This is a genomic window from Kitasatospora sp. NPDC053057 (assembly GCF_044546945.1).
Lineage (GTDB): Bacteria > Actinomycetota > Actinomycetes > Streptomycetales > Streptomycetaceae > Kitasatospora.
In genome coordinates this window covers 1-23,922 of record NZ_JBITZP010000049.1, presented here as the reverse complement: position 1 = coordinate 23,922, position 23,922 = coordinate 1, and the positions used below count along the sequence as shown (strand labels likewise).

Here is a 23,922-nt window from a genome sequence, read left to right as displayed (position 1 = left end):
GACCGCTAGCTTTCGATGCTTCTCTGCTCGCGCTTTTGGAGCCGGCGTTCCTTGGCTGGGGGGAGCTGGTGGACGACATGGACGTTGCCGCAGGCGGCGATGCCGGTGATGTTCATCCGGTGGGCTGCCGAGTAGTTGGCGCTTTCGCGGTCCTGCGTGAACCCGCCCAGGATGCCGGTGCCCTCGACACGCACCTCGACGTCTTCGGGGACGACGACGTAGACGGTGCCGAGCCATGCGTTGACGTGAATCGTCGTTTCCGGGCCGGTGAACTGGGCCTCACGGAGATCGATCACCCCGCAGCTGATGACCGCGGTGCTGCGATGACTGTCTCCCACCAGCCAGCGTCCCTTGCGGACGAAATTGCTGAGGACGCCGACGGCTTTGGTCGAGGTCGGTGCGCCGCTCGACCAGGGGACTGGCTGCAGGTCCATGACGATGGAGGTCAGTTCGTCCTTGGACTTGGCGCTGTAGACCAGTTCCAGACGCTCTTCCAGCTCGCCGGTGGAGACTCGGCCGTCGGCTGTGGCGGCTTGCAGTACGTCTGCGGCCCGCTCGCGGTCGGCATCGGATGCGCGCAGTGCTGAGTCGGTGGGAGTGCCTGTGTGCGCGTCGGGGTCACCGGGCGTAGCCTCAGTGGGCTGTGAAGCGTCCATAGTTCGAGTTCACCTCGCTGTATCTGTGCAATGGAACGGGGTTACGGACGAGCGGCGGTTGGGCTGGCTGGCTCGGAGGCGCCGCCTGGCGCTCTGTGTGGGCGCCTGGGTGTCGTCAGGACGACCGGGCGCCGGTCCGGCTGGGTCGGTCGAGGAGGCTTGTGATTCTGTCCGCGACGATCCCCGGCTGCTCGGCCTGGATGAAGTGAGCCGAGTCGACCTTCTCGAACCGCCCGTCCGGCAGCGTCTCGACCCAACGCCGCTGGTGCTCGGTGATGACGGCGTGTTGCCGTTCCCGGCCCTTGACGGGGCGGGATGCTGAGAGCAGGAGCGTCGGGCACGTCGGGAGGCCGGGCGGTTCGGCGCGGAACCGGGGGATGGCCGCGGCGACGGCTTTGAACTCCTTCCTCGTCTGCGCGATACCGGCCGGGACGAAGTCCTCGGCGAGCATGGTCGCGTAGGTGTCCGCCGGGAAGACGCGGCCGATGTTTCCGCTGACCATGCGGGCCAGCGGGCGGGAGCGGACGAGCGCCTGCGTTACGCCCATTGCGCGGTCGACCTTCCTGGCGGTCTGGTCGAACGTGTCGTAGACCGGCGCGCTCTCCGGTGTCGGATCGAGCAGCAACAGCCCTTGCAGCCGCGGCCCCAGACTCTCCACGGCGCGGCGCGCGACCAGCCCTCCCATGCTGTGGGCAACCAGCACGAACCGGCCGGCGACAACTGCCGCAGCCATGGCGACCAGGTCCGCGGCCATGTCGTCGATGCCCAGTTGTACCGCCGTCCGGCCACTGCGGCCGAAGCCGGCGCGGTCGTAGGCCACCAGGTGCGCCCGATCCGCCAGCAGCGGCAGCACTGCGTCCCAGCAGGTGCGCCCCAGGCCCTGGCCTGCTTCGAAGAGCACCCAGTCCGGTCCGTTGCCGGACTCCTCCACGTAGACGGACCGACCGTTCACCTGCACTGCCCGCCCCGATGCCTGACGCATGTTCCCCTCCGCGGATACGTTTCCAGCTTCGATAATAGTATCGATTATGAAATAGTAGAGTCATGGACACCACCGAAGTGCTTCTCCACCCGGTGCGTCTGCGCGTGGTGCACGCGCTTTCCGGCGGCCGGGTGCTGACCACTTCCCAGCTGTGCGAGCGCATGCCCGAGGTCCCGAAGGTGACCATGTACCGGCACGTCGCCCTGCTGGCAGAGGCGGGCTTCCTGGAGGTGGCCGACGAGCAACGGGTGCGCGGCGCCGTCGAGCGGCACTACCGGCTGCGCCAGGACCGCCCCGTCGTCGACGCCGACGCGGCCGCCGCGATGTCGCCGGACGATCACCGCCGCGGCTTTGCCGCCGCCATGGCTGTGCTGATTGCAGAGTTCAACGCCTACCTCGACCGCGACGGCGCCGACCCGGTCGCGGACGCGGTCTCCTACCGCCAGGGCACGCTCTGGCTCAGCCCGGACGAACTCGCCCAGATGACCCACCAGTTGCTCACGGTGCTGGGCCCCTGGCTGGCCAACGAGCCAGCCCCGGGCCGGACACCCTACCTGCTCAGTCCCATCCGCTTCCCCGTCGGTCCGACGTTCTCCGACGAGACGCCCAGCTAAAGAAGCGGCTTCGCCTCTGAGCGGAGGCTGAGCTCGGCGGCGTACTGCGCGCGGGTGCCGCCAGCGGCCGTGGCCCAGTCGGTGGCGGTTCTGATGGCGACGCCGAGGACGTCGCTGAGGACGGCGGGAGGCATCTGAGCGGCGAGGTCCAGCAGGGCGCTGTTGCGTCCGCGACGGGAGGGGAGGCCGTAGGCGGCGAGGCGTGCGCGGAGCTGACGGGCGCTTCGCGGGCGGCCGGGGAGCGTGCCGGACAGGAGCCAGGGGTGGTCGGTGTTCCGGCCGAGCGCGCGGGCACCGTCGCGTTCTTCGGTGAGGGTGAGCAGGAGTTTGTCCAGCGGTGGAGGGACGGGGACGGGATGGGGGCCAAGGGCGAGCCGGACGCCCTTGTCGGTGGTGAGAACGTGGTCGGTGGTGAGAACGTGGTCGGTGGTGAGGCTGGTGATTTTGGTGAGGGGCTGGCCGTAGAGGAGGACGAGGAGGCCGGCGACGCGGTCCACGGTGTCGATGGAGGCGTCGTGCAGGAAGCGGTGGACCAGGCGCCACCGGTCGGCGTCGTCGGGCAGCGTCCTGTTCGGCCTGTCGCTGGGCATCGGTGGGAAGGTGACCGGGCAGGGGATGTGGCTGCGGGCGGCGGCCCACAGCACGAAGCCGCGGGCCTTGAACCGCATCACGGTGCCCTCCGAGAGCCAGCTGTCGATGTCGTGCTGCCCACACGTGGTGAGTGAGGTGCCGCGCTGCCGCAGCCACTGGAGGAACTGCGCGGACTGGGTGAGGCAGCCTCGGATGCTGGCTGCGGTGTGGGGTGACAGTGGCCGGTTCGAGTTGTGCCTGCGGCGCAGACGGCGCAGATAGTGCCAGTTGGCGAAGGTGTGCAGGAGCTGGCGTTCCGGGGCATTGGGGACGTTCAGGAGGAACTGCGGGACCCAGCGTTCGAGCGCGGCGAGCTGTTCGTCGCGCGCGGGTAGCACGCTGGTGGCGATGAGGATTATGCGCAGCAGGCGCGTGCTGCCGACACGGGTGAGCTGGTCGAGCAGCTCGTGGGTGACAGGGGAGCCGGTGTCGCGGATCTGGCTCAGCAGCGCGGCCCGCTCAGGCTGCTGCAGCCACGCCAGCACCGAAGATGGCTCGCCAGCGGCCAGGGCGCGGAAGAGGGGTTCCATGGCGGGGGCTACCACGCCTCGGTCGTCGCCGAGGAGTTCGCGCAGGCGGGCGGGTGCGGCGCAGACTTTGCACAGGCCGTGGCGGTAGGGGATCGCGATGGTGCCGCATCCGGCGCATGGCTGAAGGCGGTCCGGGTCCTTGAGGTAGCAGGAGTAGCACAGGGTTGCGCCGCTGGTGCGACGTGTGGTGACGCGTGTCTGGCGCCCGCATCGGTCGCAGTTCTTGACGATGACGTGGCAGGAGCGGCATAGCGGAGCGCCGGCGTCGGTACGGGTCGTGACGGGCCGCAGCTTGCCGCAGCTGCTGCATTCTTCAGGCTTTTTGGAGCACGCCGGGCACCGGGGCGATTCGGTGTTCGCGCGGTGGCATTGGGTGGTCTGCCTGCAGATGGAGCAGACCGCGACGGGGGCCCGTGCACACGCGAAGCACACGCGAAGCACACGCCTGCCAGGTCACCTGTCTGGCGCACCTCGCCTGTGCGACCGCATCGAAGGCACTGCTCGTGGTTGGCCTGGTCGCGGTCGCGGCACGACCGGCACAAACGCCGCCCGTCGTGGCTGAGGCCGTACGAGCGCCGGACTTCCCCGCATTCGGAGCACGGCACAACCCGCAGACGCTTGGGGCACCAGGAACAGCAGCGCAGACCGCCGTGGGTCGTCGTCAGCTTCACGAGGCGTCCGCACCAGGGACACGGCGGCAGTACGACGTTCCGGGCCTTACGCGCGGTGAGGAGTTCGAGGAGTGTGATGAGTCGACCCGACCCGTGGGCGCCGTCACCGGTGAGGAGGGAGGGGCGCGCCTCCAGCTCGTAGGCGAGCTTGCGAATGGCGAACGGCTTGGGGGCTGCTTGTCGTATGACCTCCGCCAACGTCTCCTCGTCCAAGCCCGTCGCCAGCCCGACCAGGTGACCGTGCACCACGGCCGCGTACTGGTCCGGGTCGTCGCGCCGAGCGCACTGGCCGCACTGGCTGAGCCCGTTCCGGTCCCTGCGGGCCACCGCGCGGGCCATGCCGCAGACGCTGCACGCCTCCGGGCGTGCGAACCGCCGGTGTCCACACGTTCCGCAGACGCGTACTGTCCCCTCGACGTAGGTCAGACGCCTCTGCCGACCGCAGTGTCCGCAACTGGGAGGCACGACGCGGGCCGCCCCAGCCCGCCGTAGTGCGTCGATCAGGTCTCCGACGATGCGCGGGCCTACTGGCCGGCCGGAGATCAGCAGGTCGGGATCTTCCTGGAGACTCTTGGCCAGACGGCGGCGACGCACGCGGTCGGGTGCCACCTGCGAAACGACCTGCGCCACGATGTCCGCGCTCAGCCCTGGCTCGGCGCGCAGGACCGCCTGGCTGATCACGCCGTCCGGGTCCGCGGCATACCCTGGCAGTTCCTCGGTGGTGGTCACCCGTCGGTCTCCCGGACGATGCGGGCCGGCGTGGGCCTGAACGAGCCGATCCCTGCCTCCCCGCCGCCGCTCGCGGCACGCCGGCGTCCCCGGGAAGCGGCAGCCACCGGTTCGACGAGCTCCTCCATCCGGCAGCCGAGAATGTCCATGAGCGCCACCAGAGTCTTCAAGCTGAGCCGCTCCGGTTTCTCGACCACCAATCGGTAGACCTGGCTCGGCGACAGGTCGATGCCCCGCTCGGCAAGCAACGGCCGCAAGTCGGTCGTAGAGAACATGCCCCGGTTCGCCATGATGGTGCGCAGGTGCCACTGGTAGTCGAGCTTGGCGGTCATCGCATCTCCTGGTCTGCGGCGTACGCGTGGTCAAGGGCCTTACGCATCATGGTGTCCATGAAGTCTCCGCTGACTCCGGTGTAGATGGCCGTGGTTGACGCGAACCGGTGGCCGACCTGCTCCTGCACAAATTTCGGATCCGCACCGTCTTCGATCTGGTGCGTCACGTGGGAATGTCGCAGGCAGTGCGGGGTCAGATCCTTGTCCAGCCCGAGCTCGTCGCGGTACTGCGCGAAGCGGTCTTCGATCTCCCGTGGCTTGAGTCGGCCTCCCCGTTCGGTCAGCCACAGCGTCGGCTTGTCGCTGGCCTGGTACCGCGGGCGGATGTTGACGACGTAGTCCTCGACCGCTTCCACCGCCCAGGGCATGACGCTGAGCACCATCCGACGGCGTGGAGGGGAGCCCTTGCTCGCTTTGCCGTAGCGGACCTGGAGCTTGCCGAACCGGCCCAGCTCGGGTGCCTTCGGACTGCGGTAGAAGTCGCACGTATCGAGCTGCGACGCCTCGTTGCAGCGCAGCCCCCACCCGTAGATGACCTTGAACACCGTCGCGTCCCGGTACGCGGCGAGCGCGCCTTTGCGGCGTAGCCGCACCGCTCGGTCGACCTGTTCGTCAGCGTGATCGAGGAAGCACTGGATCTCTTCGCGGGTCATCGGGCGCCGCTCGGGGCGCCCTTCATAGTCGGACAGATGGGCAGCGGTGTTCCACTCGTGACACACCTGCACTGGGTAGGTGCCGAAACGGGTTTGGCACTCCTCGGGCCACGCGTAGTACGGCGAGGTTATGTAGTCGCAGAACAACCGCAGCGCTTCCTGGTAGCCACGGACGGTCGCCTTCGACCGGTCCTTCTCAGCGACGAGATAGGTCATCCACTCGTCAACGTGTCCAGCGGTCCACGTCCATGGGTACTCGTTGACGGCTTCCATGAACCGGCGCACGATCCGCTGCCGCCGCTCGATCGTGTCTTTCTTCAAGCGGCGTCCGCCGCGCTGCTGCCGTGCCCAGCCTTCCAGCATGGCCTCGAACACGGCGTCTTCCGGGTGCAGCAAGGCGACGCCGTCGAGCAGGACCATGCGAGCACGTCCGTCCCGGGCTCCCGTGTCCGTCACCGGCCCCTCCCCGCCAGCCGCGCCGTTCACTTACCGCGCGAATCATGCATCACATGCACGGCCAGTGGCAACGTGGCTGCTCGGGAGGGTGGTTCCGCGTTAACATACGCGCGCCGAAGAGTCCCAGGTGCTCGGCCTTCACCGGGAGACCAGCTTGCATTCAGTGCAATTCCCCGGGGTTCAGTGCGTACGGGCGGGCAGCTGCCGGGCTGGACGGTCCCAGGTAGTAGGCCTTGTCGTAGGCGACCGGATCCGCCCGGGCGGCCTCCAGGAAGCCCAGGACCTTGATCTCCCGGGTGGTCGCGAGCGGGAGGTCGGCGAGGTCGTCGTGGGTCAGTACGACGGTGCGCCCGTCCGGGGCCTCGTAGCCACGGGCTACGTCCTCGTACGGCACCTCCGCGCCGTCCAGCTCGCATACACGCTTCTGCCTGATCCGGCCGCCGTCGGCGGCGTGGACCTGGTGCAGCGGCACCGTGTGCCGGCCGGTCGCCGCGAAGAGGGTCACTGGGATCGACACGAGCGAGAAACTGACGGTCATCTTGGCGATCGCGTTCGGCATCGCATGCCTCCTCTCCTCCATGCTGCGCCCGCGCTCTCGCGTCGGCCGACAGGCTCTGACCTGGGCGGGAGCGTCCTTCGAATAGTGAATCGAACATATGAGCGATAAGGTGGGGATGTGACCGCCGCCGTTCCCTTCTCCCGCCCCCGCCACCCGGAGTACCAGCCCGGGGACGCGGAGCGCGCCCCGCGCGAGCTGATGTCTGGTCCCGGCCGCTGCTGGACGGTGGAGCCACGCTGGCGCTGGGTGGAGATTCGAATCGGCGGCCGGTGGAGGCCCGGCCGGGTCGAGCTGTGGCGCCTCCACCAGGGATCGACCCGCTGGGTCGCGCTGGTGCGCTGGGGCGCCGACCCGGACGACTGGGCCTGGTACCTGTTCAGCCCGGCGACCGTCCGGCAGGTTCCGGAGCCATCCCCCGGCACCGGTCCGGCGGGCTGGTGAGTGCCGACAGCGCGGGCGCGGCCGACGATCTCGCCGATGTCCTGGAGTCCTTCGCCGACCTGGCCGCAGCCCCCGGTGATCCTCAGGAGATCTGGGTCACGATCGGAACCCCACACGGCATCCAGCAGCGCACCGTCGTGCTGTCGGCTGGCGTCGCCGACTGGATCGGCGACCTGCTGCGCGGTGAGTCTGAGGCGCTGGAGCAGGGCTGGGCAGGGCGGGAGGCGGACAGCGGGCCGGTCGGGTTCGACGGTGTTGACGCTTGGTAGGAACTGACCACACCTGCGGACCGGCCGGCGGTGGGGTAGGCGGGATGTGCCGTTCCCGTCCCGGGGAGGGCGACGGCCGTGGTATCCCAGAGCCATCGGAATCGAGCAGGGGAAGGCCCCGCATGGCGATCGAATACGCACTTCCTCCAGGCGCTACCACCGGACATCTGTGGCAGCTCAGAATCGCCGGCGAGATCAGGGTGCGGACGGTGGACTGGGTGGCCCCGCTGCCGGAGGGCCTGGTCGCCGACTACTCGACCCTGAGCGGGGACTACTTCGTCTCGGAGGTCCTCCTCCCGCTGGCCTGTGACCGGTGCTCGTTGACGATGGGCCACATCGCACAGGGACGCTGGGACGACGAGCTCACCCTGATCTGCACCCGGTGCGGCACGGACTGGAAACCCCGATGGGCCGACCGCGGCGCCACCGCGGAAGAGAGCCGCGCGCTGTTGAAGCAGATCATCGTCGAGTCCGGATTCACTCCCGGGACCGCCGTCGGCGACACGGTCGGCGACATCCGCGACGAACTCCAGGCCGACCTGTGGACCCCCAGCCGAGCCGACCAGCAGCTGGCCAACGATCTCCTGCTCGGCGACCAGGGCGACCCCGGCCCCGACGCGATCGCCCGCTGCATGGCGGCCACCCTGCCGGACTGGCCACTGCGGAGCCAGCGGTTCTCCGAGGCACTCGGCCGCGCGATCGGCATGCTGCGAGACCCTGGCGTCGAGACGAACGCAGAGGCGCAGAACGTCCTGGGCTCCGTTATGAACTTGGCCCGCGCGGTCGCCGCGATGGACCCGGCCGCCCTTCGGTCCGAGCCGGAAGCCGGACCGGCCAACGACGTCCCGTAGCCAACCCCCGCCATGGACGCGGACACCACCACAGCGCCGACTCCGCCCGGGACGCGGCCGCCCCTGACGACACCACCGCGCCACGGCCCCGCCCCAGCACCCCAACGGTGCCGGGGCGGGGGCGTATCCGTGCCATTACCCATCCCGAAATCTCTTGCCGGATCGTGGTGCTGCGCCCCAGGCCATAGACGTTTCTGCGCGCGGGTCCTGTCTGGTGGTGGACTCTGAGCGCCTCGAAGGGGTGAAGGAACACACCTCTCTCGAAGGGGGGCGTCATGACGACCGTTCAGTCCGCTCTGCAGTTCCTCGCCGAGGCCGTCGCCGACCCGGCCGGCCCGCAGGCCGACCAGCTCGCCCACGCCGTCCGCAACCTCAGCTCCGTCCTCTCCACCGTCCCGGCCGCCGTGAACGCCGTGGCCGCCGTCCGCAAGCTGCGCACCCCCGAGGCCCCGGCCGGCCTCCCCGCCCCGGGCTGCTGCGGCGCGTGCCCGGCGCCCCGCCCGGAGGCCGACGCCGAGTAGGCCCGGGGAAGCGGTCCGGCCCGGCCACCGTGATGGTGACCGGGCCGGACCGTACGGGCCGTGCTTAGGCGTTGCGCAGGGCGAACGCGACGCCCGCGCTCAGCGCGGCGAGCTGGGCCGCGTTGAGGCCGAGCACGCGGGCCTGGCCCTTGGCGACGTTGCCGAGCACGTAGGTGCCGACCAGGGCCGCGCCGAGGATCACCACGGCCTTCTGCTGGCGAGGAGTCATCTTCTTCAGCTCCTTCCGGGGTTGGTAACCGACCACGGTCCCACCAGGCACTGACAAACCGGGGCGGACCGCCTCACCGGACATGCTTGTACGACTTACTAAAAAGGCGTGGACAGTGTCGGAGGGGAGGCGTAGAGTCGCCCTAGCGTTTCAAGTTAGATGAATAGGCGTGGAGGTTGTGGGTGTGTTCGTGACGACCGGTCAAGCCGGGACGGCACTGGGGTGCTCGATCCCGACGGTGAAGAAGCTGATGGCCACCGGCGTGGTCCCCGGCGTGCGCGAGCAAGGTCGGCAGGTGTTCCCGCTGGCCGCTCTCCAGCAGTTGCAGGCCCGGCCCGCCGCCGACCTGACCGTGCTCGGCACCCCGGAGGTGGCGGTGCTGCGCTCGGATGCCCCCGCGAAGGTGGACGAGCCGGACCGCGACTGGATCGGCTTCGGCACCGCGCTGAACGAGGCGCAGCTGCTGGCCGCGCTGTCCGGCTGGTGGCGGTGCGACCCGGCCCGGGTCGCGGGCGGCGGAGTGCTGCCGGTGACGGTGGCCGGGTTCGTCGTCGCGGTGCTGACCGGCCTGACCGAGTGGGAGTCGGACGGCACGGTCGGCACCGCGGCTCGATTCCGATTCCCGAAGGCGCGGATGGCCGGCTACCTGACCGACCTCACCGCCCCCGCCAACGCCGCCGACCCGGCCGACCCCGAGGACGTCCGCCTGGCGGGCCTGCTGCTTGGCACCCGCCTGCCGTCGGTGTCGGGCGGCCCGATCGCCTACGTCACCACCAACCCGACCACCGACGAGGGGGAGTAAGCCTGATGGACCGGAAGTCGTACACCGCCGAGCTCGCCGGTCTGCGCGAGCTGCGTACCGAGATCACGGCCGCCGAGAAGGCGGTCGCGGCCGCGCAGAAGGAGCTGGACAAGCTCACCGCCCAGCGTGCGCGCCGGGTTGCCGGGCTGGCGGGGTACGAGGGCGCCCAGGCGCCGGCCATCGCGAAGGCCTCCGGGCTGTCGGTGGGCGACGTCGTGCGGATCGCGCCGCTGCTGGACCCGACCCCGGCCGCCGTGCGTGCCCCCAAGGCCGACGACCAGGCCGCCGCCGCTGCGCCCGTCGAGGCGGCGAATGCCGCGCCGGTCGCCGAGCCCGCCGTCGCGGTCGCCCCGGCGCTGACCTGCCCGGCCCCCGTCATCGAGCAGCCGGCTCCGGCCGCCCCGGTGACCAAGGCGCCGACCGAGGTCGAGGACCAGGCCGTCGCCGAGCAGCCCGCCCCCGCCGCTGCGCCGGTCGTCCCGGCCGCCTCGGTCGCTCCGGTCGCTGCCGCGCCGCGCTCGGTGGTCGAGGCCGGTCCGCGTGAGCTGCCCACCCTTCCGGAGGGCCCGGCCGGTGCCCGGTTCGAGGCCGTCACCACGGGCCTGGTCTCCAAGCGCCCCAACTTCACGCAACAGGCCCGCTCCACGGTGTTCCTGGACGCGGCGGCCGGGATGCTCGCGGTCCGCGACCAGGTCGTCCGAGTCGACCTCGGCGCCCGCACCCCGGGCGAGATCCTGGACGCCGTGCTGCACGCCGCGCCCGGCACCGAGCGGATCTACATCACCGCCGGCGCCCCGTGGCACGACGGAGCCGAGCGCTACTCCACGCTCAAGGACGCGGTCGCGGCTTGGCTGAACACGCCGTCGGAGCGGTGGACGACCGCGGTGGGTTCGGGCCGGGACAAGCTGGCCGGGCACTTCGTTCACCAGCGCCAGCCGGTCGGCCGCTATGCCCCCGTGAGCGCGCCCGACGGGGGCACCACCGAGATCCGGAGCATGGGGGAGTGGTTCGACCCGGATGGCGCGGACGTCGTGACCTGCCGTCACGCGTTCACGCTGCTGTGGCAGGCGCTGCGCCGCCACTGGGACGACGCGGTCCTGATGGGCTCCCCGAGCCAGACCGGCCGGGACCTGTGGTCGCGCACCATCCCGACGACCGGCAAGTGGGCCGGGGGCTACCCGGTGCTGTCCGAGGAACTGCGCGGCCTGCTGCATGCCACCGGCGGCCAGGGCCGCACCGAGCTGATCCTGCCCCCGCGGGTGCCGGAGCAGCTCCCGGCGTTGGTCGAGTACGACCGCACCTTCGCCTACGCCAAGCACTTGTGGAAGTCCCCGGTCGGTACCCCGCGCCGGATCACCGCCAGCGCGTTCGCCGCGATGACGGAGGCCGAGCAGACGAAGGTGCTGATGTCGTGCTCGCACTGGAATGTGCGGGTGACCGTCCCGGCCGGCTGGAACCACGTCGGCCTGCTGCCGGCCCCCGTCACCGGTGACCGTGCCTGGATCTACCCCTGCGAGCCCGGCGCAACCTTCACCACCTGGGCGGGCGGTGCGGAGGTCCACCTCGCCCTGTCGAACCACATCGCGCCGTGGCGGATCGAGGTCCTCGGCGGCCTGCTCTTCGAGGACGGCAAGCCGCTCGACGAGTGGGGCAAGCGCCTCAAGGCCGCCTGGGCGGACTTGACCAACCTGTCGAAGCTGCACGGCGACGAGCGGCAGCGGCAGGCGGCCTACCTCGCCTCTCGTGCGGTCAGGTCGGTGCTGCTGTTCGGTCTCGGCGGCTTCGCGCAGCGCCCGCGCCTGGTCTCCGGCACCACCCCGCTCGGCGAGGCGCTGCCGGCCGGGGTGGAGATCCTGGGCCAGGACGGCGAGGTGGTGACGTGGCAGCGGCAGGCCGGGTTCTCCCGCGACCCGTACGCACACCCCGAGTGGGCGGCCTACGTGTGGTCGGGGGCCCGCGCGGCGCTGCTGGACATGAAGTACCGCCAGGGCAAGGAGGTCATCGGCTACGCCGGGGCTCTCCACGCGAAGCCCGGCACGGTCGTGTACTTCGGCACGGACGGCATCGCGCTGACCGAGCGCCAGCCGTGGCCGTACCGGGGCGAGCCCGGCGACTACCTCCTCAAGGGCCACCTGACCGGTCCGGTGGAGCACCCGACCTCTCAGGAGCAGTACCTCAAGCTGCGCGGCTTGGGCCGCGCCGAACTCGCGCAGATGGGAGCTGACCAGTGAGCCCGGCCGACCCGAACAACCCGAACGAGGCCGCGAGGCTGACCCAGGAGCTGATCGATCAGGGCTACACCAAGCGCCAGGTCGCCAAGATGCTCGGCCGCGACGCGAGCCTGGTCAGCCAGTTCTTCACCAAGGGCAAGGGCAAGGCGTTCGTCGGCGCGCTGCGCCAGGTCGTCCGCGCGGTGCGCGGCGGCGAGCGCGACACCGAGGCGCTGTCCGGGATCGCCGAGGCGAACACCAAGCGCCGCACCACCAAGACGGGACAGAAGGCCCGGGTGCGCGGCAAGGACGTCGTCGGCAAGCCCGGCGAGTCGATGGCCGGCCGCGCGGGCAAGCAGGCCATCAAGTCCGGCGCCTCCCACCTCGCGCCCGTGGTGCACGAGACCGGCCAGGCCGGCGGCCGCCTGGCCTTCACCGTCCGGATGAAGGCCAACCAGTACACGATGTCGGCCGGCTCAACCGAGGACTCCCCGGGCCTGCGCCGCGGCTTCATCCCCCGCGCGGACGGCACCGAGGAGCGCACCTACGGCTCCGCGTCCACCGGCGGGTTCGACGCCGCCGAGTGGTCCCAGCGGGTCGCCGACCACCACGGCGACGTCACCGAGGCGATGCGGGCCTGGCTGGTGGAGACCGGCCGCGCGGTCGAGGACGCCGACATTGCCTACCTGGAAGTCCGCGGCTGGGTGCCGCCCCAGCAGCAGTAGAGAGTCCGGTCGTGTGACTGAGCGCTTCACTTGGCCAGTTAGCGGCCGAGTTGGCCAGTTGAGCGCCCGACGATGTTCCTGGTCAGCGGGTTGCGAAGCCCCAAGGCCCGTTCCACGGAGGGATGGCCTTGAGGCATCGCCGCTGGTCAGCGGATTTGCTCAACTGGCCAAGTGAAGCGCTCAGTCACAGGTCGGCCTCTCCCCATCCATGACCTGGCCCCGGGGAGAGGCCGCCCGCCCCGACCCTCCCACAGCACCGCCCGCACCGGCCCCGCCGTCTCAGCATCCGAAGGAGAAGCACCGCCGTGGAGACCACCACCGCCACCGAGGCCGACGTGCCGGCCGCGTTCTGCGCCGCAGCCGCTCAGCCGGTCCCGGCGCAGCCGTCCGGCACGGCCGCGGTGAACCCGCTGCCTCTGCACTGGTTCCAGAAGGACGCCGTCACGGCCGCGGTGCGCGAGGTGAAGGACGGCGGCCGCGCGACGGTTGTCGCGGCGACCGGCTCCGGCAAGACGCTGATCGCCGCCGGCTGCGCCCGCCGCCTCGCCGCGCGCGGCCGGATGCTGGTCCTGGTGCCGACGATCGAGCTGCTGGAGCAGACCGCCGAAGCGTGGTCGCTGCGGGGCGGTCGCCGGGGCCTGGCCGTCGCGGCGTGCTCGCGGGAGGAGGCGCTGGAGAGCGCCGAGGCCGGCGGCCGCGTCCACGCCCAGGTGACCACACAGGCCCCGCGCATCGCCGACCTGCTCGCCAAGGAGAAGCCCGGCGAGCCGGTCACCGTGTACGCCACCTACGCGAGCCTGGAGCGGATCGTCCAGGCCCACCGCGACTTCGGCCTCCCCGCCTGGGACCTGGTGGTCATCGACGAGGCCCACCGCACGGCCGGTTCGGAGGGCAAGGCGTGGGCCGCGATCCACGACGACGCCCAGGTCCCGGCGAAGCGCCGGCTGTACTTCACCGCCACGCCCAGGATCGCGGACGACCGGCGGGCGAAGGACGGCCTGGCCGACCTCGCCGACGCCGACGGCGCCGAGAAGCTGCCCGTGCTCTGCTCCATGGACTCGGAGGAGATCTACGGCAAGGTCTGCTTCACCTGGACGCTCGGACAGGGGATCGAGCACGGCTACCTCGCCGACTACCGGGTGCTCGTGCCGGTGGTCACCGACGAGGACCTGCGCGAGCTGCTCAACCTCCCCGCCGTCGCCGACCTGCGCTCCCAGCGCAGCAACGAGGAACTGCTGCGCCTGGCCCTCCAGGTCGCGGTGCTGCGCGCGGTCGCCGACCTCAGCCTGCGCCGCGTGATCACGTTCCACTCGCGGGTGGCTGGGGCGCGGGAGTTCGCGAGCACCCTGCTGGAGGCCTCGGAGCTGCTGCCCGACGCGGAGCGGCCGGAGCGGATCTGGGCGAGGGCGGTGGCCGGCACCGACCGGCTCAAGGACCGCCGGGCCGCGTTCGCCGACTTCAAGGCCCACACCGGCGAAGACGGCGAGGAGTGCGGCATCCTCTGCAACAGTCGGCTCCTGACGGAGGGCATCGACGTCGCCGCCGTGGACGCCATCTGCTTCGCGGACCCGAAGTCGAGCGTCATCGACATCGTCCAGGCGGTCGGGCGAGCGCTGCGCCAGTCCTACCGGCAGGGCAAGGTGTCCTGGGTCATCATCCCGGTCTACCTGCCGACGCCGGAGGTCGGCGACGACACCGCCGCTGCGCACCCGTCCGAGGTCCACGACGCCGGGGAGGCCGTGAAGGCGGAGGCCGACGCCGAGATCGAGGCCAGCTCGTTCCGCACCATCTGGCGGGTCCTGCGCGCCCTGGCCGCGCACGACGCCCGGGTGGTCGGCCGGATCACCGAGCTGCGCGCCAGCCGCTCGCAGGGCACCGCGCACACCACCGCGGCCAAGCCGGCCGAGGGCGAGGCCGCGGAGGCCGGGGAGAGCGAGCAGCAGCCGGCCCCGGTCGAGTCGCCGATCGAGTGGCTGCGGATCAACGCCCGGCAGCACGCCGCGAAGATCCTCCAGACCGTCAAGCTCCGGGCGTTCAATCCGCGCGCGGTCGAGTGGCAGCGGATGCACGCCGTCGCGGCGGTCTTCCATCTCCGGCACGGCCACCTCGACCCCACCGACAGGGCGAAGCACGCCGAGCTGATCTCGTGGCTCACCCGCCAGCGCCACCTCAACGGCCAGGGCCTGCTCGACCCGGCACGCGTCTCGGAGCTGGACGCCCTCGGGATGATCTGGTCGAAGAACGCCAACGCCTGGGAACGCGGCTACGCCTACGCCGCCGCGTTCCACCACCAGCACGGTCACCTGGCGATCCCGGCGACCGCGAAGCTCGACGACTACGCGGTCGGCGCGTGGATGCGCCGCCAGCGCAAGGCCGCGGGCCTCACCAAGGACCAGGTGGCCAAGCTCGACGCGCTGGACGAGCTGTGGCGCCTGGAGCCGGACTGGAACCGCTCCTACCGCCGCCTGCTTGCCTACCTCGCCGCCGGCGGAACCCTCGACGGTCCCGCCAACCGCACCGGCCTCGGCGACGACCCGACCTTCCGCCCCGGCACGTGGCTGCGCAAGCAGGACAAGGCCCGCATCGAGGGCAAGCTGACCGACCACCAGGCCGCGCTCCTGGACGCGCTCACCCGGCACGCCGAGACCGTCACCGGCTGACCCGCCCCGCAAGACCCCGCCGTCCCGGCCCACCAGGCCGGGACGGTCGTCGCACCTCGTTCCCGACTTCCGGAGGCACCGCGCGATGACCAACACCACCCGCCCCGACCCCGCCACCGCACCCGAACGGCTGGAGCTGGCCCTGTACAGCAGCCGGCCCGCGCCCGCCGACCGGGACCTGGGCCGACCGATCCTCGACTCCCCGCCGGTGCGCGGCGCGATGTGGCTGCGCTGGACCCGGCATGACGGCATCCGCACCCTTCACCACGGCGCGGACCTGGCCCGCGGCTGGGTGGAGAAGGACGTCGACGGCCTGGACGGCTGGGTGGCCCTGGTCGAGGGCCGGATCGTCCACAGTGCCTGCCCGGACGGCCCGCCGGAGCCGGTCGTGCACGCCGAGTCGTGGGAGGCCGGCGCGACGCTGCACGCCGCCCTCGCCCAGCACCCCGCCCGCCCCGACCACACCCACGACGAGGACGAGCCCGACGGTCAGGAGCACGGTCTGCTCGGCGACCTCCCCAGCCGGGTCCGCCGCCGGGCGGCCGGGATGACCCTGGAGAACATCCAGCAGGCCCTGGAACAAGCCCAGTTCGAGGAACGCTGCGCCGACCGGCACACCGACGCCGGCCACGAGAGGGCCTACGCCACCGCAGCCGACACCCTCGCCGAGTGGCAGCGCATCCACGACCACACCGCCGCCACCCGCGCCGAGCGCTACGACCCCGACCACGACACCGCACTCCAGCACGCGCTGCGCCTCGAGCATCACCGGCAGGACGTCGCCGCCTGCGCTCGCGAGGCCGCCCTCCGCGCCCGCCAGACCACCGACGCCGCCCACCGCTCCCTCGCCGGCACCGCAGCCCAGCCCCTCTACACCGCACTCGACCGCGCCGGCCTCTACAACCTGACCGACGCCGACCACCAGGCCGTCCGCGACCTCACCCGCACCCTCGACCCCGCCACGCTGCGCCAAGTCATGAGCTGGCTGGAGCGCACCCGCACCGCGGCCCTCGCACTGCGCGGCACCGAGCAGGCCCCGCCCGCCCGGCCCGTCGTACGGCGCAACCGGTTCTGACAGGGCGTGCCCTGGTGAAAGGTGTTGACCTTGCTGTTCGGCGGGCGTTGGATGGCGCTCCCGGGCCGGTCCCCACAACCGGCCCGCCGCGCAGGAAGGAACCGGTGCCCTGTGACCGACCCCCACGCCGAGCAGCCGAACACCCACCGCCATATCGCCTGCGAGGACTGCCACGCCGGGCCGGACAACGGCGACATCCGCACCATCTCGATCGGACGAGACGGAGCCGCCACGGAGATCTGGCACACCGACCAGTGCCCCACCTACACGGTCGAGCGGATCCTGATGGAGGCCAGCGCCGCGAAGGTCAAGGAACAAGAGGCGCAGGCCAAGAAAGCCTTTCCCGCCGCCCACCAGCGACTCCAAGACGCCGCAGCCGCTGTCCCGGCTGACAACGCCGCAGCGCCGTTCATCGCGGCCCTGCTGGAACTCGTCCAGGCCCAGGCCGACGACACCGACCGCTTTGTCAGCCTGCCCATGTGGACCGAGATCCTTCAGCGGCGCTTCCCGCCGAAGGACCCGGCCTGACGCGCAAGACCGGTTCGCCTGGCCGGGTGAAGACGTCCCCGGCCGGGCGACACGCCTGCTCCGTTCGTCCTACAACCTGTCAGAGGACGTCCCTACCGTCCCCGGTATGACGAACCACCTGCGCACCACCACGCCGACCACACCCATTTCTCCGCTGCTCCCCGCCGGCCAGGCCCGCAGCAGAGCCACCGAGGGGCGGTGGACGGTATGAGCCTGACCTCCGGCCTCAGCTGCCCCCGGACACCGCTGCGCCGTTTCCTGGACCGGGAGATGTCGGCGGGCCCCAAGCCGCTGCGGGAGAACTTCCGCACCCGGTACGCCACCGAGCCCGTCCTGATGCCGCCCGAAGGAGTAGGCACCGAGGCCGGGACGGTCGGGACCGCGATCGACCAGCGCCTGCGCCTGGCCCTCACCGCCGCCGAACCCGTCGACCTGGCCACCCACCTGGGCATCGACATCAGCCGGGGCATGGGCGGCCGCCAGGCCGGCGAGCGCATGGGCGTCGTCGGCGAACAGCTCCTCCAGCGCCTGGCCGAGACCGTCCACGCCCTGGACCCGGACAACCGGGACCTGCCGATGGACCGCTCCTGGGAAGAGGAACAAGACCTCGCACGGCTCCTACTCGCCGCGGCCTGGTACCAGGTCGCCGCCCGCAACCCCTTCGGCTTCACCTACACACCGCTGTTCCTGGCCGCTGTCGAAGCCCCCAAGGACTTAACCCTGGAACGCCTCCTGGACCTGCCCCACCGCGACCTGGTCGACGACGTCACCGCCCAGCTCGACCACGCGGCCACCGGCCCCCTCCAGGCGCTGCGCGCCACCACCGACCCCGCCGACTGCAAGGGCGGCGTGATGTTCGCCGGTATCGACATCACCGCCGACGCCGATCTCCTGGCCGACGGCACACTGATCGAGATCAAGAGCACCCGCCACCCCCACCGCTTCGAGAAGGCCACCGCCTGGCAGATCCTCGGCTACCTCCTCCTCGACACCCCCGACCACCACCGCATCGACACCGTCGGCCTCTACCTCACCCGCACCGCCACCCTGGCTACCTGGCCCGTCGAGGACTACCTCGCCCTCCTCGGCGCCCGCTGCCGCGACCTCACCCAACTGCGGGCCACCTTCGCTGAGCTCCTCATCAACTGCACCGCCGACCAGGAACCCTTCGAACTCGACGAGCAGTACCGAGTCCAGCGCCTGCTGGAACGCCTGGCCACCCCCGTTCCGGCGGGCCACTGCCCGGTCTGCGCCCAGGCGATGCCGCCGGCCTTCACCGGCCGGGCCCGCCGCTACTGCACCAACTGGTGTGGTCGCCGGGCCCCGGGGCTGCGACAGCGGGGATGGCTTCCCGGCCGACAGCCGGACCTGGCGATCGCCGCGTGATCCCCGCGTCCCACGCTGCCACGGCACATCCGAGACAGCGTGGGACGCGTACTCAGCCGGCCCCGGCTCAGGGCTCGGCGCGCAGATGTTCGAAGCCGCAGGATCCGCCGACTACGCCACCTCGTCCGACGACACCGGACCGTCGATGTGCTTGAGCTGGGAGCGGGCGGCGACACGATCCTCACCCGACAGCTTCGCCCAGTAGTCGTCGGCCCACACGAGATGGGAGGCCTGCCGCTCGGCCTCCTCCAGCCGAGCGGACTCGGCCAGCTGTTCCTCGCTCAGGCCCTGCCGGGCGGCTTCCAGATCGCCGCTCCAGGAAGGCAGCGCTGCCAGGTGGGCGCGACGCTCGGCCTGCACAGCCACCAGCGCCTGCTGCGCCTCGATCAAGTCGTCGGGATACTCGAAGGTCTTCTGCTTTCCCACCGCGTAATCGTACGGGTGACCTAACCGCTGCTCGGCGGCGCCTCGCCGCAAGCCCGCTCCACCAGCCGCTCGAGGGGGCCGGCCTGCGCCGCCTCATCGACCGCGAAATCGCCCAGCCTCGGTCTCCGGACCGTTCGAAACCGGCTTGGGCACGCCGTCACGACTTGAAGCCTTCGTGGGGGTCGCCCGGCCGCGCCACCGTCAGGCTTCGACCCGATCGGTCCGCTTTTACATGGAACCGGTTCCCAAACCTTGGAATGTGACGCTCCGCAACTCTTTACCTTCGAGCCGTGAACGATCCGGGTGTTCGAGCGACATGATGCTGCCTGTCGCAACGCTCCGGCCACCGATCACCGACGGAGCGTCACGCCAACACCCTTCCTGCGCCCTCAGTGAGGAAACCCCTACACCCATGCACACCCCTATCCCCGCCCCCGCCCGACCCTCCGGCCGCCCTCCCTCCAGCCCCACCCTGGGGACCGACGGCTCCCTGCGGCCGCACGCCAGCGTCCCGCACCCGGCCCGGGAGGCGTGATGAGCGAGCCGTCCTTCACCGACGCCGCCGGAACCGCCCCGCGCATCGACCTGCCCATAGCCTTCCAGGGCTTCCAGGAACTCCACGCCCAGCCCTACTTCGACTACGCCCTCACCGTCCTCGACGACCCGGCCCTCGCACAACGCGTCGTCGACGACGTCTTCCTCGCCCTCGTCGACCGCTGGGACCGCGTGCTCACCCAACCCAACCCCCACGCCTACGCCTGGGCCGCGCTGCGCCACACCGTCGAGGCGCAGCGGGTCCGGGACGAGGAGCACCGCCTGCTGGTCGAGCGGGTCGTGTTCTCCATCGTGGTGCACCGCGAGGCGGAGCCGCTGATCGCCGGCATCGACGCCGACGTCACGGACCTGGAGGTGGGCGTCTCGGTGGCGGCCGCGGTCCTGGAACTGTCGGGAGCCAAGTTCGACGTCATCATCCTGCGCTACCTCAACAGGTACAGCGTCGCGCGCACGGCCCGGGCGATGGGCGTCGACGAGACCACCGTCCGCTCGCTCACCTCGCAGGCCAAGGCCAAGATCGAAGCCCGTCTCGCGCCGCGCCGCCTGCTGCGCCCCGGCCCCGCCAAGCACGACCAGGAGTGATTCGGTGACCCACAACATCGACCGCCTGCTGGAGGCCGCCGCCCCCGCTCCCGATGCCCGCCCCCGGTACGACTTCGACGCCGGCCGCCGGTACATCGCCGACCGGCAGGCCGCTCGTCGAGCAGCCGCGGTTCCCGCCGTGGCCACGCCGTCCGACGTGTGCGTGCCCCGGCCCGCCGCACCGGCCGGGGCGGGAACCGCGAAGGAGTCCCAGCTCGACGACGCCGACCGGGACCTGACGGCTCTGGCCAAGCTCGTGATCAACGGCCCGGACGCCTACAGCTGGCTGGACGGCCTCGTGACGAGGTGGGAGCCGCGTGGTGGCCTGGTCTTCGGCTGCCTGCTCGATCTCACGGGCCAGCCCTACGACGCCCAGTGGTGGTGGCAATTCGCCGCCGGCGCAGGGAACCTCACTGCCGCCTACTGCCTCTACCTGCACCACATCCGCATGGGTGAACTGCGTGACGCGGAGCACTGGTTCCACCAGGCCGCCCGCATGGACGAAGACGCCCCGGCGCCTCTGCCGCCCGCCCTGCCGGACGTACCCGGCTACCCGCACCTGGCGGCGCTCATGGCCCCGCCGCTGCCCGATCCCGCCTGCCTGCCGAGCCCGGACCACGCACTGCGCGAGGCCATCGACGGACTGCCCGGAGCCAACAACGAGATGTGCGGGCCGTTCAGCCTGCCCACCGGCGACATCGCCCACCAGCTCCAAGAACTAGCCGCCCACTGACCCGTCGGGCCTGCGCGCACCGACCGCGCGGGCCCGGGCCCCGCACCGACCCCAGGAGACTCCCTGTGCTCAATCACGACCCCGCGACCCTCGCCCTGGCCACCTCGGCCGCCGGCTACGTGGCCACCGTGACCGTCCTCGCGCTCACCGCGATCGCCGCCCCCACGACGGCCCGCCGACGCGAAGCCCGTACCATCCTGGCCCTGCTGCTCAACCGCAGGCTCTGACCTGCCTACTCAACCCCGCACGGAACCCGAACGACACCGCTGAATCCGGTCACCGAAGGCGCCGACCACCACCAAGTGGTCGGCGCCTTCGGCATGCCGTGTGCTGGGTCAGAGCTGTTTGAGAGCAGCCTCGGTGGTGGCGGCCAGGACGAAGGCCTCGACGTCGGCCTCGACGGGGAAGGAGTCCGCCCTGCCGCCCCACTTGATGGCGGAGATCAACCAGCCGGCGGTGAAGGGGACCGGGATGTCGTACCGGTGACGGGCCTGGTGGGCGATCAGACCGTAGGTACGGGTGGCGGGCCGCTCATCGTTCAGCAACCACCGTAGCGCCTGCGCCGTCTGCGGCGTTGGGTCGGGCAGACCGGCGTACTGCGCGCTCTCGTAAGTGGCCTCTCCCTCAGCCCACTTCTTGCGGAACGCGGTGGTACTAGGGCTGGTCAGCGACAGGAGCGCGGCGTCGAGCAGCACCCCGGTGACGACGTGGAGCGGAAGTTCGGTGGCCTGGTCGAACACGTGTGATCTCCGATCTGCCAGCAGCAATACCCAGCCACGCTACGTGCCGATCCAGTGACACCGGGCCCGAATGAGAAGATCCGCCACGACCGCAGGGTGTGACCTGTTGGTTGTGGTGGGCGTGTTTTGGCCTCGGTGGCGGGGTTGTCTGGACCTTTGGTTGTGCCTGTTGGGGGTGTGGGTCGGGGTGGGTGTGGTCCGGGGTGTGGTGACTGTGTGTGGTGGCGGGGTGGGGTCGGGGGTGGGGTGGGGCTGTTCGGAGGGCGGGTGGCGTGTTGTGGGCCTGCATTCGGCGCTGAATTTCGCCGGTAATTTCGTTGGGCTGTTTTGGCGGGTTGGTTGCCGGGTGGTGGTGTGAATTCGGGTTGGATTTGCGGGCCAGGGGTGATGGAGGGGGCGGGTGTTCGGTTCCGGTGGATTGTTCCGTTGTCCACAGGTCGCTGGTCGGAGGGTGCGGGCCATGACGACCAGGACCTGCCCGGCGGTGTGCCGGGACCACGCTGCTCTGACCGCCCGCCGTCCGGGCTGCTGCCCGATCGACGCCTACACCACCGTTCAGGCCCAGCTCCTGGCCCTTCTCGGCCGGCACATCGATGGTCAGCTGCTCTGCTTGGACCGCCGGCCTCGGCGGGACGAGGCGACCGCCCGGGCGGTGCGGCGGCTGGCCTTCTGGCTCGAGGTCAGGCCCGGCACGTGGCGGCACGCCCGCGGCACCCACTGGCCTGCCGGCATCCGGCTGCGCCGCGCAGTGGCGTACCGGCTGCGGCAGGAGTTCTGTGCGGTCGAGCTGGCTGAGCAGGAGGCGCGGCGAGCCAAGGAAGCGGTCTGGGACGCCCTTCGCCGGGCGGCTCGGGAGTAGTCGGTGGCCTGTCGCGCGTGCTGTCGCGTTGCTTGTCGCGTTGGGGTGGTGTCGTGTGGTGTGACGTGGGCGGATGCCCCTGTTCCCCTGTGTGTGGTCTGGGCGCGACAGGTGGGTGCGACAGGGTGCCGGGGCGGGGCCGCGGCTGCTGCTCGGCGGTGGCCGCCGGGAAGGCCGGCCTTCCCGGCGGCCTGGTCCTGGTGGTGGTGCTCGGCGGCCGGTGGCTGGTGGCCGGGTGGTGGGTGCGGGGTGCAACGCGGGGGTGCAACGCGGTGCAACACGGGGGTGCAACACGGGGCCGTGTTGCGGGTCTGACCAGGCGTTATGTGGCCGGGAGCGGGGGCGGGCGGGCGTGTTGCAGTCCGTGTTGCAGCGGCTGCCCCGGTCCGCCGGCCTCGGCGGGTTCCCGCTGCCCGTCCACGCCGCCCGGCGCCGCGCGCCGCTGCTGCGCCCTGGCCGCCGTCCTGGCCGCCGTCCTGGTCCGTTGTTCGGTTCGGTGTCGCTGCTCCGGGAATTGCTCGGTTGACGCTGGTCGGGATTTTCTGGGCGGCTTTGAACGGCGGTCATGGTGTCGGACTGGAGGGCCGTAGGCCCCTTTCCGGCGTGCCTGAATGGGATTTCTGCTCGCTGCGCCGCTCGGGGCTTTCGGATTGCGGTGTGAAAGGACAGTGGAAGGGAATTCGCATTCCGGCTTGGAGTGTCACCGGATAGGGCCGGGACGGATGGTTGCTGCGAGGTTGTGTGTTTGCGTCCCGCGCCCGTCGCGGACCGGTAGGATAGAGCCGTACGACGCTCCGGGAAAGCACCGCCGGAAAGGCTTCGGATGCCCGGCCGGGATTCTCGGTTGAGGGCCCGTCAGGGGCCGCCGTCCGGGCCGCTCGTGAGGGCCCGCCACGAGGCGGTGGAGGCCCGAGCCCCGCCCGGCGGCCCGCAGGCTACTCCCGAGGGCCGCAGGCCCCGCTCCGAGGGCGGCGGATGGGCCGACAGCCCAGCAACCGCAAGGCGGGACCGGCCACCGGCCGGGACCGGGGAAGGGCCCCGAGGGTGGGGTTGTGGCTACTACCAGAAGTCCGCGACACATCGTCAACGCCAGGGCCGCAGGCCCGGGGCCGGCCCCCCGCCCGAACGGGGCAAGGGGCCGCTACCTGAATTCCGCGTCACATCGTCAACGCGAACCCCCGGGCGCAGCCCGGGAAACCCTGCCAGCAAACCGGCCCGTAGGGCCGTGAAAACACCGGCCCAACAAGACGGGAAAGTCGACCGATTGACGGGCCGTAGGCCCGGCACAACGCCCCGAGAATGGCGGAGCGCAGCGACGCCGACGCCCGCCCCAACGGCGCGTGCCGCGCCCCACGAATTCGCCACCGGCGAATTCCCCCAACCACCCACCGCCCGCCGAGGCGCAGCCGAGGCCACACCACGCACGGTGACGCCGTAGGCGGCACCCCCGGCTGACGCCGCGTCAGCGGCGCCCCGGCCGTCAGGCCGGGGGTAAGGCCCCTTAGGGCCTTCCGCCCC

At 71.3% G+C, this 23,922-nt stretch carries 25 protein-coding genes; 16 read left to right on the top strand and 9 right to left on the bottom strand.

Annotated elements, in window-relative coordinates; translation table 11 throughout:
* Window positions 1-5: 5 nt before the first annotated feature.
* Both ACIG5E_RS33660 and ACIG5E_RS33655 read right to left on the bottom strand, forming a co-directional pair.
* Window positions 6-656: a DUF1707 domain-containing protein gene (locus ACIG5E_RS33660; RefSeq protein ID WP_396540043.1), complete on the bottom strand. Its 651-nt coding sequence runs from the start codon at window positions 654-656 to the stop codon at window positions 6-8.
* A gap of 115 nt (window positions 657-771) precedes the next feature.
* Window positions 772-1,638, bottom strand: a complete 867-nt coding sequence (locus ACIG5E_RS33655; RefSeq protein ID WP_396540041.1) for an alpha/beta fold hydrolase — start codon at window positions 1,636-1,638, stop codon at window positions 772-774.
* Window positions 1,639-1,700: 62 nt separating this feature from the next.
* Here ACIG5E_RS33655 and ACIG5E_RS33650 point away from each other — a divergent pair, with 62 nt between their 5' ends.
* Complete coding sequence (locus tag ACIG5E_RS33650) at window positions 1,701-2,252, top strand: helix-turn-helix domain-containing protein (protein WP_396540039.1); 552 nt, start codon at window positions 1,701-1,703, stop codon at window positions 2,250-2,252.
* Here ACIG5E_RS33650 and ACIG5E_RS33645 read toward each other — a convergent pair.
* The 4 genes from ACIG5E_RS33645 to ACIG5E_RS33630 form a co-directional block, all read right to left on the bottom strand.
* Complete coding sequence (locus ACIG5E_RS33645) at window positions 2,249-3,412, bottom strand: hypothetical protein (protein WP_396540037.1); 1,164 nt, start codon at window positions 3,410-3,412, stop codon at window positions 2,249-2,251. The two genes, ACIG5E_RS33650 and ACIG5E_RS33645, sit on opposite strands and share 4 nt — an antisense overlap.
* Window positions 3,413-4,808: 1,396 nt before the next feature.
* A complete protein-coding gene (locus ACIG5E_RS33640; protein WP_396540035.1) occupies window positions 4,809-5,144 on the bottom strand; it encodes a helix-turn-helix domain-containing protein in 336 nt (111 codons plus the stop codon).
* Entirely contained in the window at window positions 5,141-6,217 is a 1,077-nt protein-coding gene (locus ACIG5E_RS33635; RefSeq protein WP_396540033.1) for a tyrosine-type recombinase/integrase, read from the bottom strand. The genes ACIG5E_RS33640 and ACIG5E_RS33635 overlap by 4 nt, the downstream gene beginning before the upstream one ends.
* A 196-nt stretch (window positions 6,218-6,413) precedes the next feature.
* Window positions 6,414-6,812, bottom strand: coding sequence for a Ku protein (locus ACIG5E_RS33630; RefSeq protein WP_396540031.1), 399 nt, complete (start codon window positions 6,810-6,812; stop codon window positions 6,414-6,416).
* Between the two features lie 117 nt (window positions 6,813-6,929).
* Between ACIG5E_RS33630 and ACIG5E_RS33625 the strand changes: the two genes are divergently transcribed.
* The 4 genes from ACIG5E_RS33625 (at window position 6,930) to ACIG5E_RS33610 (ending at window position 8,894) form a co-directional block, all read left to right on the top strand.
* Window positions 6,930-7,253, top strand: coding sequence for a hypothetical protein (locus ACIG5E_RS33625; RefSeq protein WP_396540029.1), 324 nt, complete (start codon window positions 6,930-6,932; stop codon window positions 7,251-7,253).
* The gene (locus ACIG5E_RS33620; RefSeq protein ID WP_396540027.1) at window positions 7,250-7,522 is read left to right on the top strand and encodes a hypothetical protein; all 273 of its coding nucleotides are present in this window, start codon (window positions 7,250-7,252) and stop codon (window positions 7,520-7,522) included. Before ACIG5E_RS33625 ends, ACIG5E_RS33620 begins: the two co-directional genes overlap by 4 nt.
* 122 nt (window positions 7,523-7,644) lie before the next feature.
* Window positions 7,645-8,373, top strand: coding sequence for a hypothetical protein (locus ACIG5E_RS33615; protein WP_396540025.1), 729 nt, complete (start codon window positions 7,645-7,647; stop codon window positions 8,371-8,373).
* A 275-nt stretch (window positions 8,374-8,648) separates the two neighbouring features.
* A complete protein-coding gene (locus ACIG5E_RS33610) occupies window positions 8,649-8,894 on the top strand; it encodes a hypothetical protein (protein WP_396540023.1) in 246 nt (81 codons plus the stop codon).
* Window positions 8,895-8,958: 64 nt separating this feature from the next.
* Here ACIG5E_RS33610 and ACIG5E_RS33605 read toward each other — a convergent pair whose 3' ends face one another.
* Window positions 8,959-9,123, bottom strand: coding sequence for a hypothetical protein (locus ACIG5E_RS33605; protein ID WP_396540021.1), 165 nt, complete (start codon window positions 9,121-9,123; stop codon window positions 8,959-8,961).
* A gap of 190 nt (window positions 9,124-9,313) precedes the next feature.
* Here ACIG5E_RS33605 and ACIG5E_RS33600 point away from each other — a divergent pair, with 190 nt between their 5' ends.
* From ACIG5E_RS33600 to ACIG5E_RS33570, 7 genes are all read left to right on the top strand, one after another.
* Entirely contained in the window at window positions 9,314-9,925 is a 612-nt protein-coding gene (locus ACIG5E_RS33600) for a DNA-binding protein (RefSeq protein ID WP_396540019.1), read from the top strand.
* Between the two features lie 5 nt (window positions 9,926-9,930).
* A complete protein-coding gene (locus ACIG5E_RS33595) occupies window positions 9,931-12,156 on the top strand; it encodes a hypothetical protein (protein ID WP_396540017.1) in 2,226 nt (741 codons plus the stop codon).
* Window positions 12,153-12,860 (top strand): helix-turn-helix domain containing protein, encoded by a 708-nt coding sequence (locus ACIG5E_RS33590; protein ID WP_396540015.1) that lies wholly within the window; start codon window positions 12,153-12,155, stop codon window positions 12,858-12,860. Before ACIG5E_RS33595 ends, ACIG5E_RS33590 begins: the two co-directional genes overlap by 4 nt.
* 305 nt (window positions 12,861-13,165) lie before the next feature.
* Entirely contained in the window at window positions 13,166-15,520 is a 2,355-nt protein-coding gene (locus tag ACIG5E_RS33585; protein WP_396540013.1) for a Helicase associated domain protein, read from the top strand.
* An 85-nt stretch (window positions 15,521-15,605) separates the two neighbouring features.
* Window positions 15,606-16,595 carry a hypothetical protein gene (locus ACIG5E_RS33580; RefSeq protein ID WP_396540011.1) on the top strand — a complete coding sequence of 330 codons (990 nt, stop codon included), beginning with the start codon at window positions 15,606-15,608 and terminating at the stop codon, window positions 16,593-16,595.
* Between the two features lie 111 nt (window positions 16,596-16,706).
* The gene (locus ACIG5E_RS33575) at window positions 16,707-17,123 is read left to right on the top strand and encodes a hypothetical protein (RefSeq protein ID WP_396540009.1); all 417 of its coding nucleotides are present in this window, start codon (window positions 16,707-16,709) and stop codon (window positions 17,121-17,123) included.
* Between the two features lie 207 nt (window positions 17,124-17,330).
* Window positions 17,331-18,509: a hypothetical protein gene (locus ACIG5E_RS33570; protein WP_396540007.1), complete on the top strand. Its 1,179-nt coding sequence runs from the start codon at window positions 17,331-17,333 to the stop codon at window positions 18,507-18,509.
* Between the two features lie 111 nt (window positions 18,510-18,620).
* Here ACIG5E_RS33570 and ACIG5E_RS33565 read toward each other — a convergent pair whose 3' ends face one another.
* Window positions 18,621-18,935, bottom strand: coding sequence for a hypothetical protein (locus tag ACIG5E_RS33565; RefSeq protein ID WP_396540005.1), 315 nt, complete (start codon window positions 18,933-18,935; stop codon window positions 18,621-18,623).
* A 534-nt stretch (window positions 18,936-19,469) separates the two neighbouring features.
* On the opposite strand from ACIG5E_RS33565, the gene ACIG5E_RS33560 reads away from it, so the two are divergent.
* From ACIG5E_RS33560 to ACIG5E_RS33550, 3 genes are all read left to right on the top strand, one after another.
* The gene (locus ACIG5E_RS33560) at window positions 19,470-20,072 is read left to right on the top strand and encodes an RNA polymerase sigma factor (RefSeq protein ID WP_396540003.1); all 603 of its coding nucleotides are present in this window, start codon (window positions 19,470-19,472) and stop codon (window positions 20,070-20,072) included.
* 4 nt (window positions 20,073-20,076) lie between these two features.
* Window positions 20,077-20,805, top strand: coding sequence for a hypothetical protein (locus ACIG5E_RS33555; RefSeq protein WP_396540001.1), 729 nt, complete (start codon window positions 20,077-20,079; stop codon window positions 20,803-20,805).
* Between the two features lie 65 nt (window positions 20,806-20,870).
* Window positions 20,871-21,032 (top strand): hypothetical protein, encoded by a 162-nt coding sequence (locus ACIG5E_RS33550; protein ID WP_396539999.1) that lies wholly within the window; start codon window positions 20,871-20,873, stop codon window positions 21,030-21,032.
* A 108-nt stretch (window positions 21,033-21,140) separates the two neighbouring features.
* On the opposite strand, the gene ACIG5E_RS33545 is transcribed toward ACIG5E_RS33550, so the two are convergent.
* Window positions 21,141-21,545: a hypothetical protein gene (locus ACIG5E_RS33545; RefSeq protein ID WP_396539997.1), complete on the bottom strand. Its 405-nt coding sequence runs from the start codon at window positions 21,543-21,545 to the stop codon at window positions 21,141-21,143.
* Between the two features lie 460 nt (window positions 21,546-22,005).
* On the opposite strand from ACIG5E_RS33545, the gene ACIG5E_RS33540 reads away from it, so the two are divergent.
* Window positions 22,006-22,404 (top strand): hypothetical protein, encoded by a 399-nt coding sequence (locus ACIG5E_RS33540; RefSeq protein WP_396539995.1) that lies wholly within the window; start codon window positions 22,006-22,008, stop codon window positions 22,402-22,404.
* Window positions 22,405-23,922: the final 1,518 nt, after the last annotated feature.

What these genes read in the sequence shown, in the direction of transcription:
- ACIG5E_RS33570 (WP_396540007.1), top strand. Translation starts at nt 17,331, where the DNA reads ATGAGCCTGACCTCCGGCCTCAGCTGCCCCCGGACACCGCTGCGCCGT.
- ACIG5E_RS33580 (WP_396540011.1), top strand. Translation starts at nt 15,606, where the DNA reads ATGACCAACACCACCCGCCCCGACCCCGCCACCGCACCCGAACGGCTG.
- ACIG5E_RS33655 (WP_396540041.1), bottom strand. Translation starts at nt 1,638, where the DNA reads ATGCGTCAGGCATCGGGGCGGGCAGTGCAGGTGAACGGTCGGTCCGTC.
- ACIG5E_RS33595 (WP_396540017.1), top strand. Translation starts at nt 9,931, where the DNA reads ATGGACCGGAAGTCGTACACCGCCGAGCTCGCCGGTCTGCGCGAGCTG.
- ACIG5E_RS33610 (WP_396540023.1), top strand. Translation starts at nt 8,649, where the DNA reads ATGACGACCGTTCAGTCCGCTCTGCAGTTCCTCGCCGAGGCCGTCGCC.
- ACIG5E_RS33635 (WP_396540033.1), bottom strand. Translation starts at nt 6,217, where the DNA reads ATGGTCCTGCTCGACGGCGTCGCCTTGCTGCACCCGGAAGACGCCGTG.
- ACIG5E_RS33630 (WP_396540031.1), bottom strand. Translation starts at nt 6,812, where the DNA reads ATGCCGAACGCGATCGCCAAGATGACCGTCAGTTTCTCGCTCGTGTCG.
- ACIG5E_RS33640 (WP_396540035.1), bottom strand. Translation starts at nt 5,144, where the DNA reads ATGACCGCCAAGCTCGACTACCAGTGGCACCTGCGCACCATCATGGCG.
- ACIG5E_RS33645 (WP_396540037.1), bottom strand. Translation starts at nt 3,412, where the DNA reads ATGGAACCCCTCTTCCGCGCCCTGGCCGCTGGCGAGCCATCTTCGGTG.
- ACIG5E_RS33540 (WP_396539995.1), top strand. Translation starts at nt 22,006, where the DNA reads ATGACGACCAGGACCTGCCCGGCGGTGTGCCGGGACCACGCTGCTCTG.
- ACIG5E_RS33650 (WP_396540039.1), top strand. Translation starts at nt 1,701, where the DNA reads ATGGACACCACCGAAGTGCTTCTCCACCCGGTGCGTCTGCGCGTGGTG.
- ACIG5E_RS33560 (WP_396540003.1), top strand. Translation starts at nt 19,470, where the DNA reads ATGAGCGAGCCGTCCTTCACCGACGCCGCCGGAACCGCCCCGCGCATC.
- ACIG5E_RS33660 (WP_396540043.1), bottom strand. Translation starts at nt 656, where the DNA reads ATGGACGCTTCACAGCCCACTGAGGCTACGCCCGGTGACCCCGACGCG.
- ACIG5E_RS33615 (WP_396540025.1), top strand. Translation starts at nt 7,645, where the DNA reads ATGGCGATCGAATACGCACTTCCTCCAGGCGCTACCACCGGACATCTG.
- ACIG5E_RS33605 (WP_396540021.1), bottom strand. Translation starts at nt 9,123, where the DNA reads ATGACTCCTCGCCAGCAGAAGGCCGTGGTGATCCTCGGCGCGGCCCTG.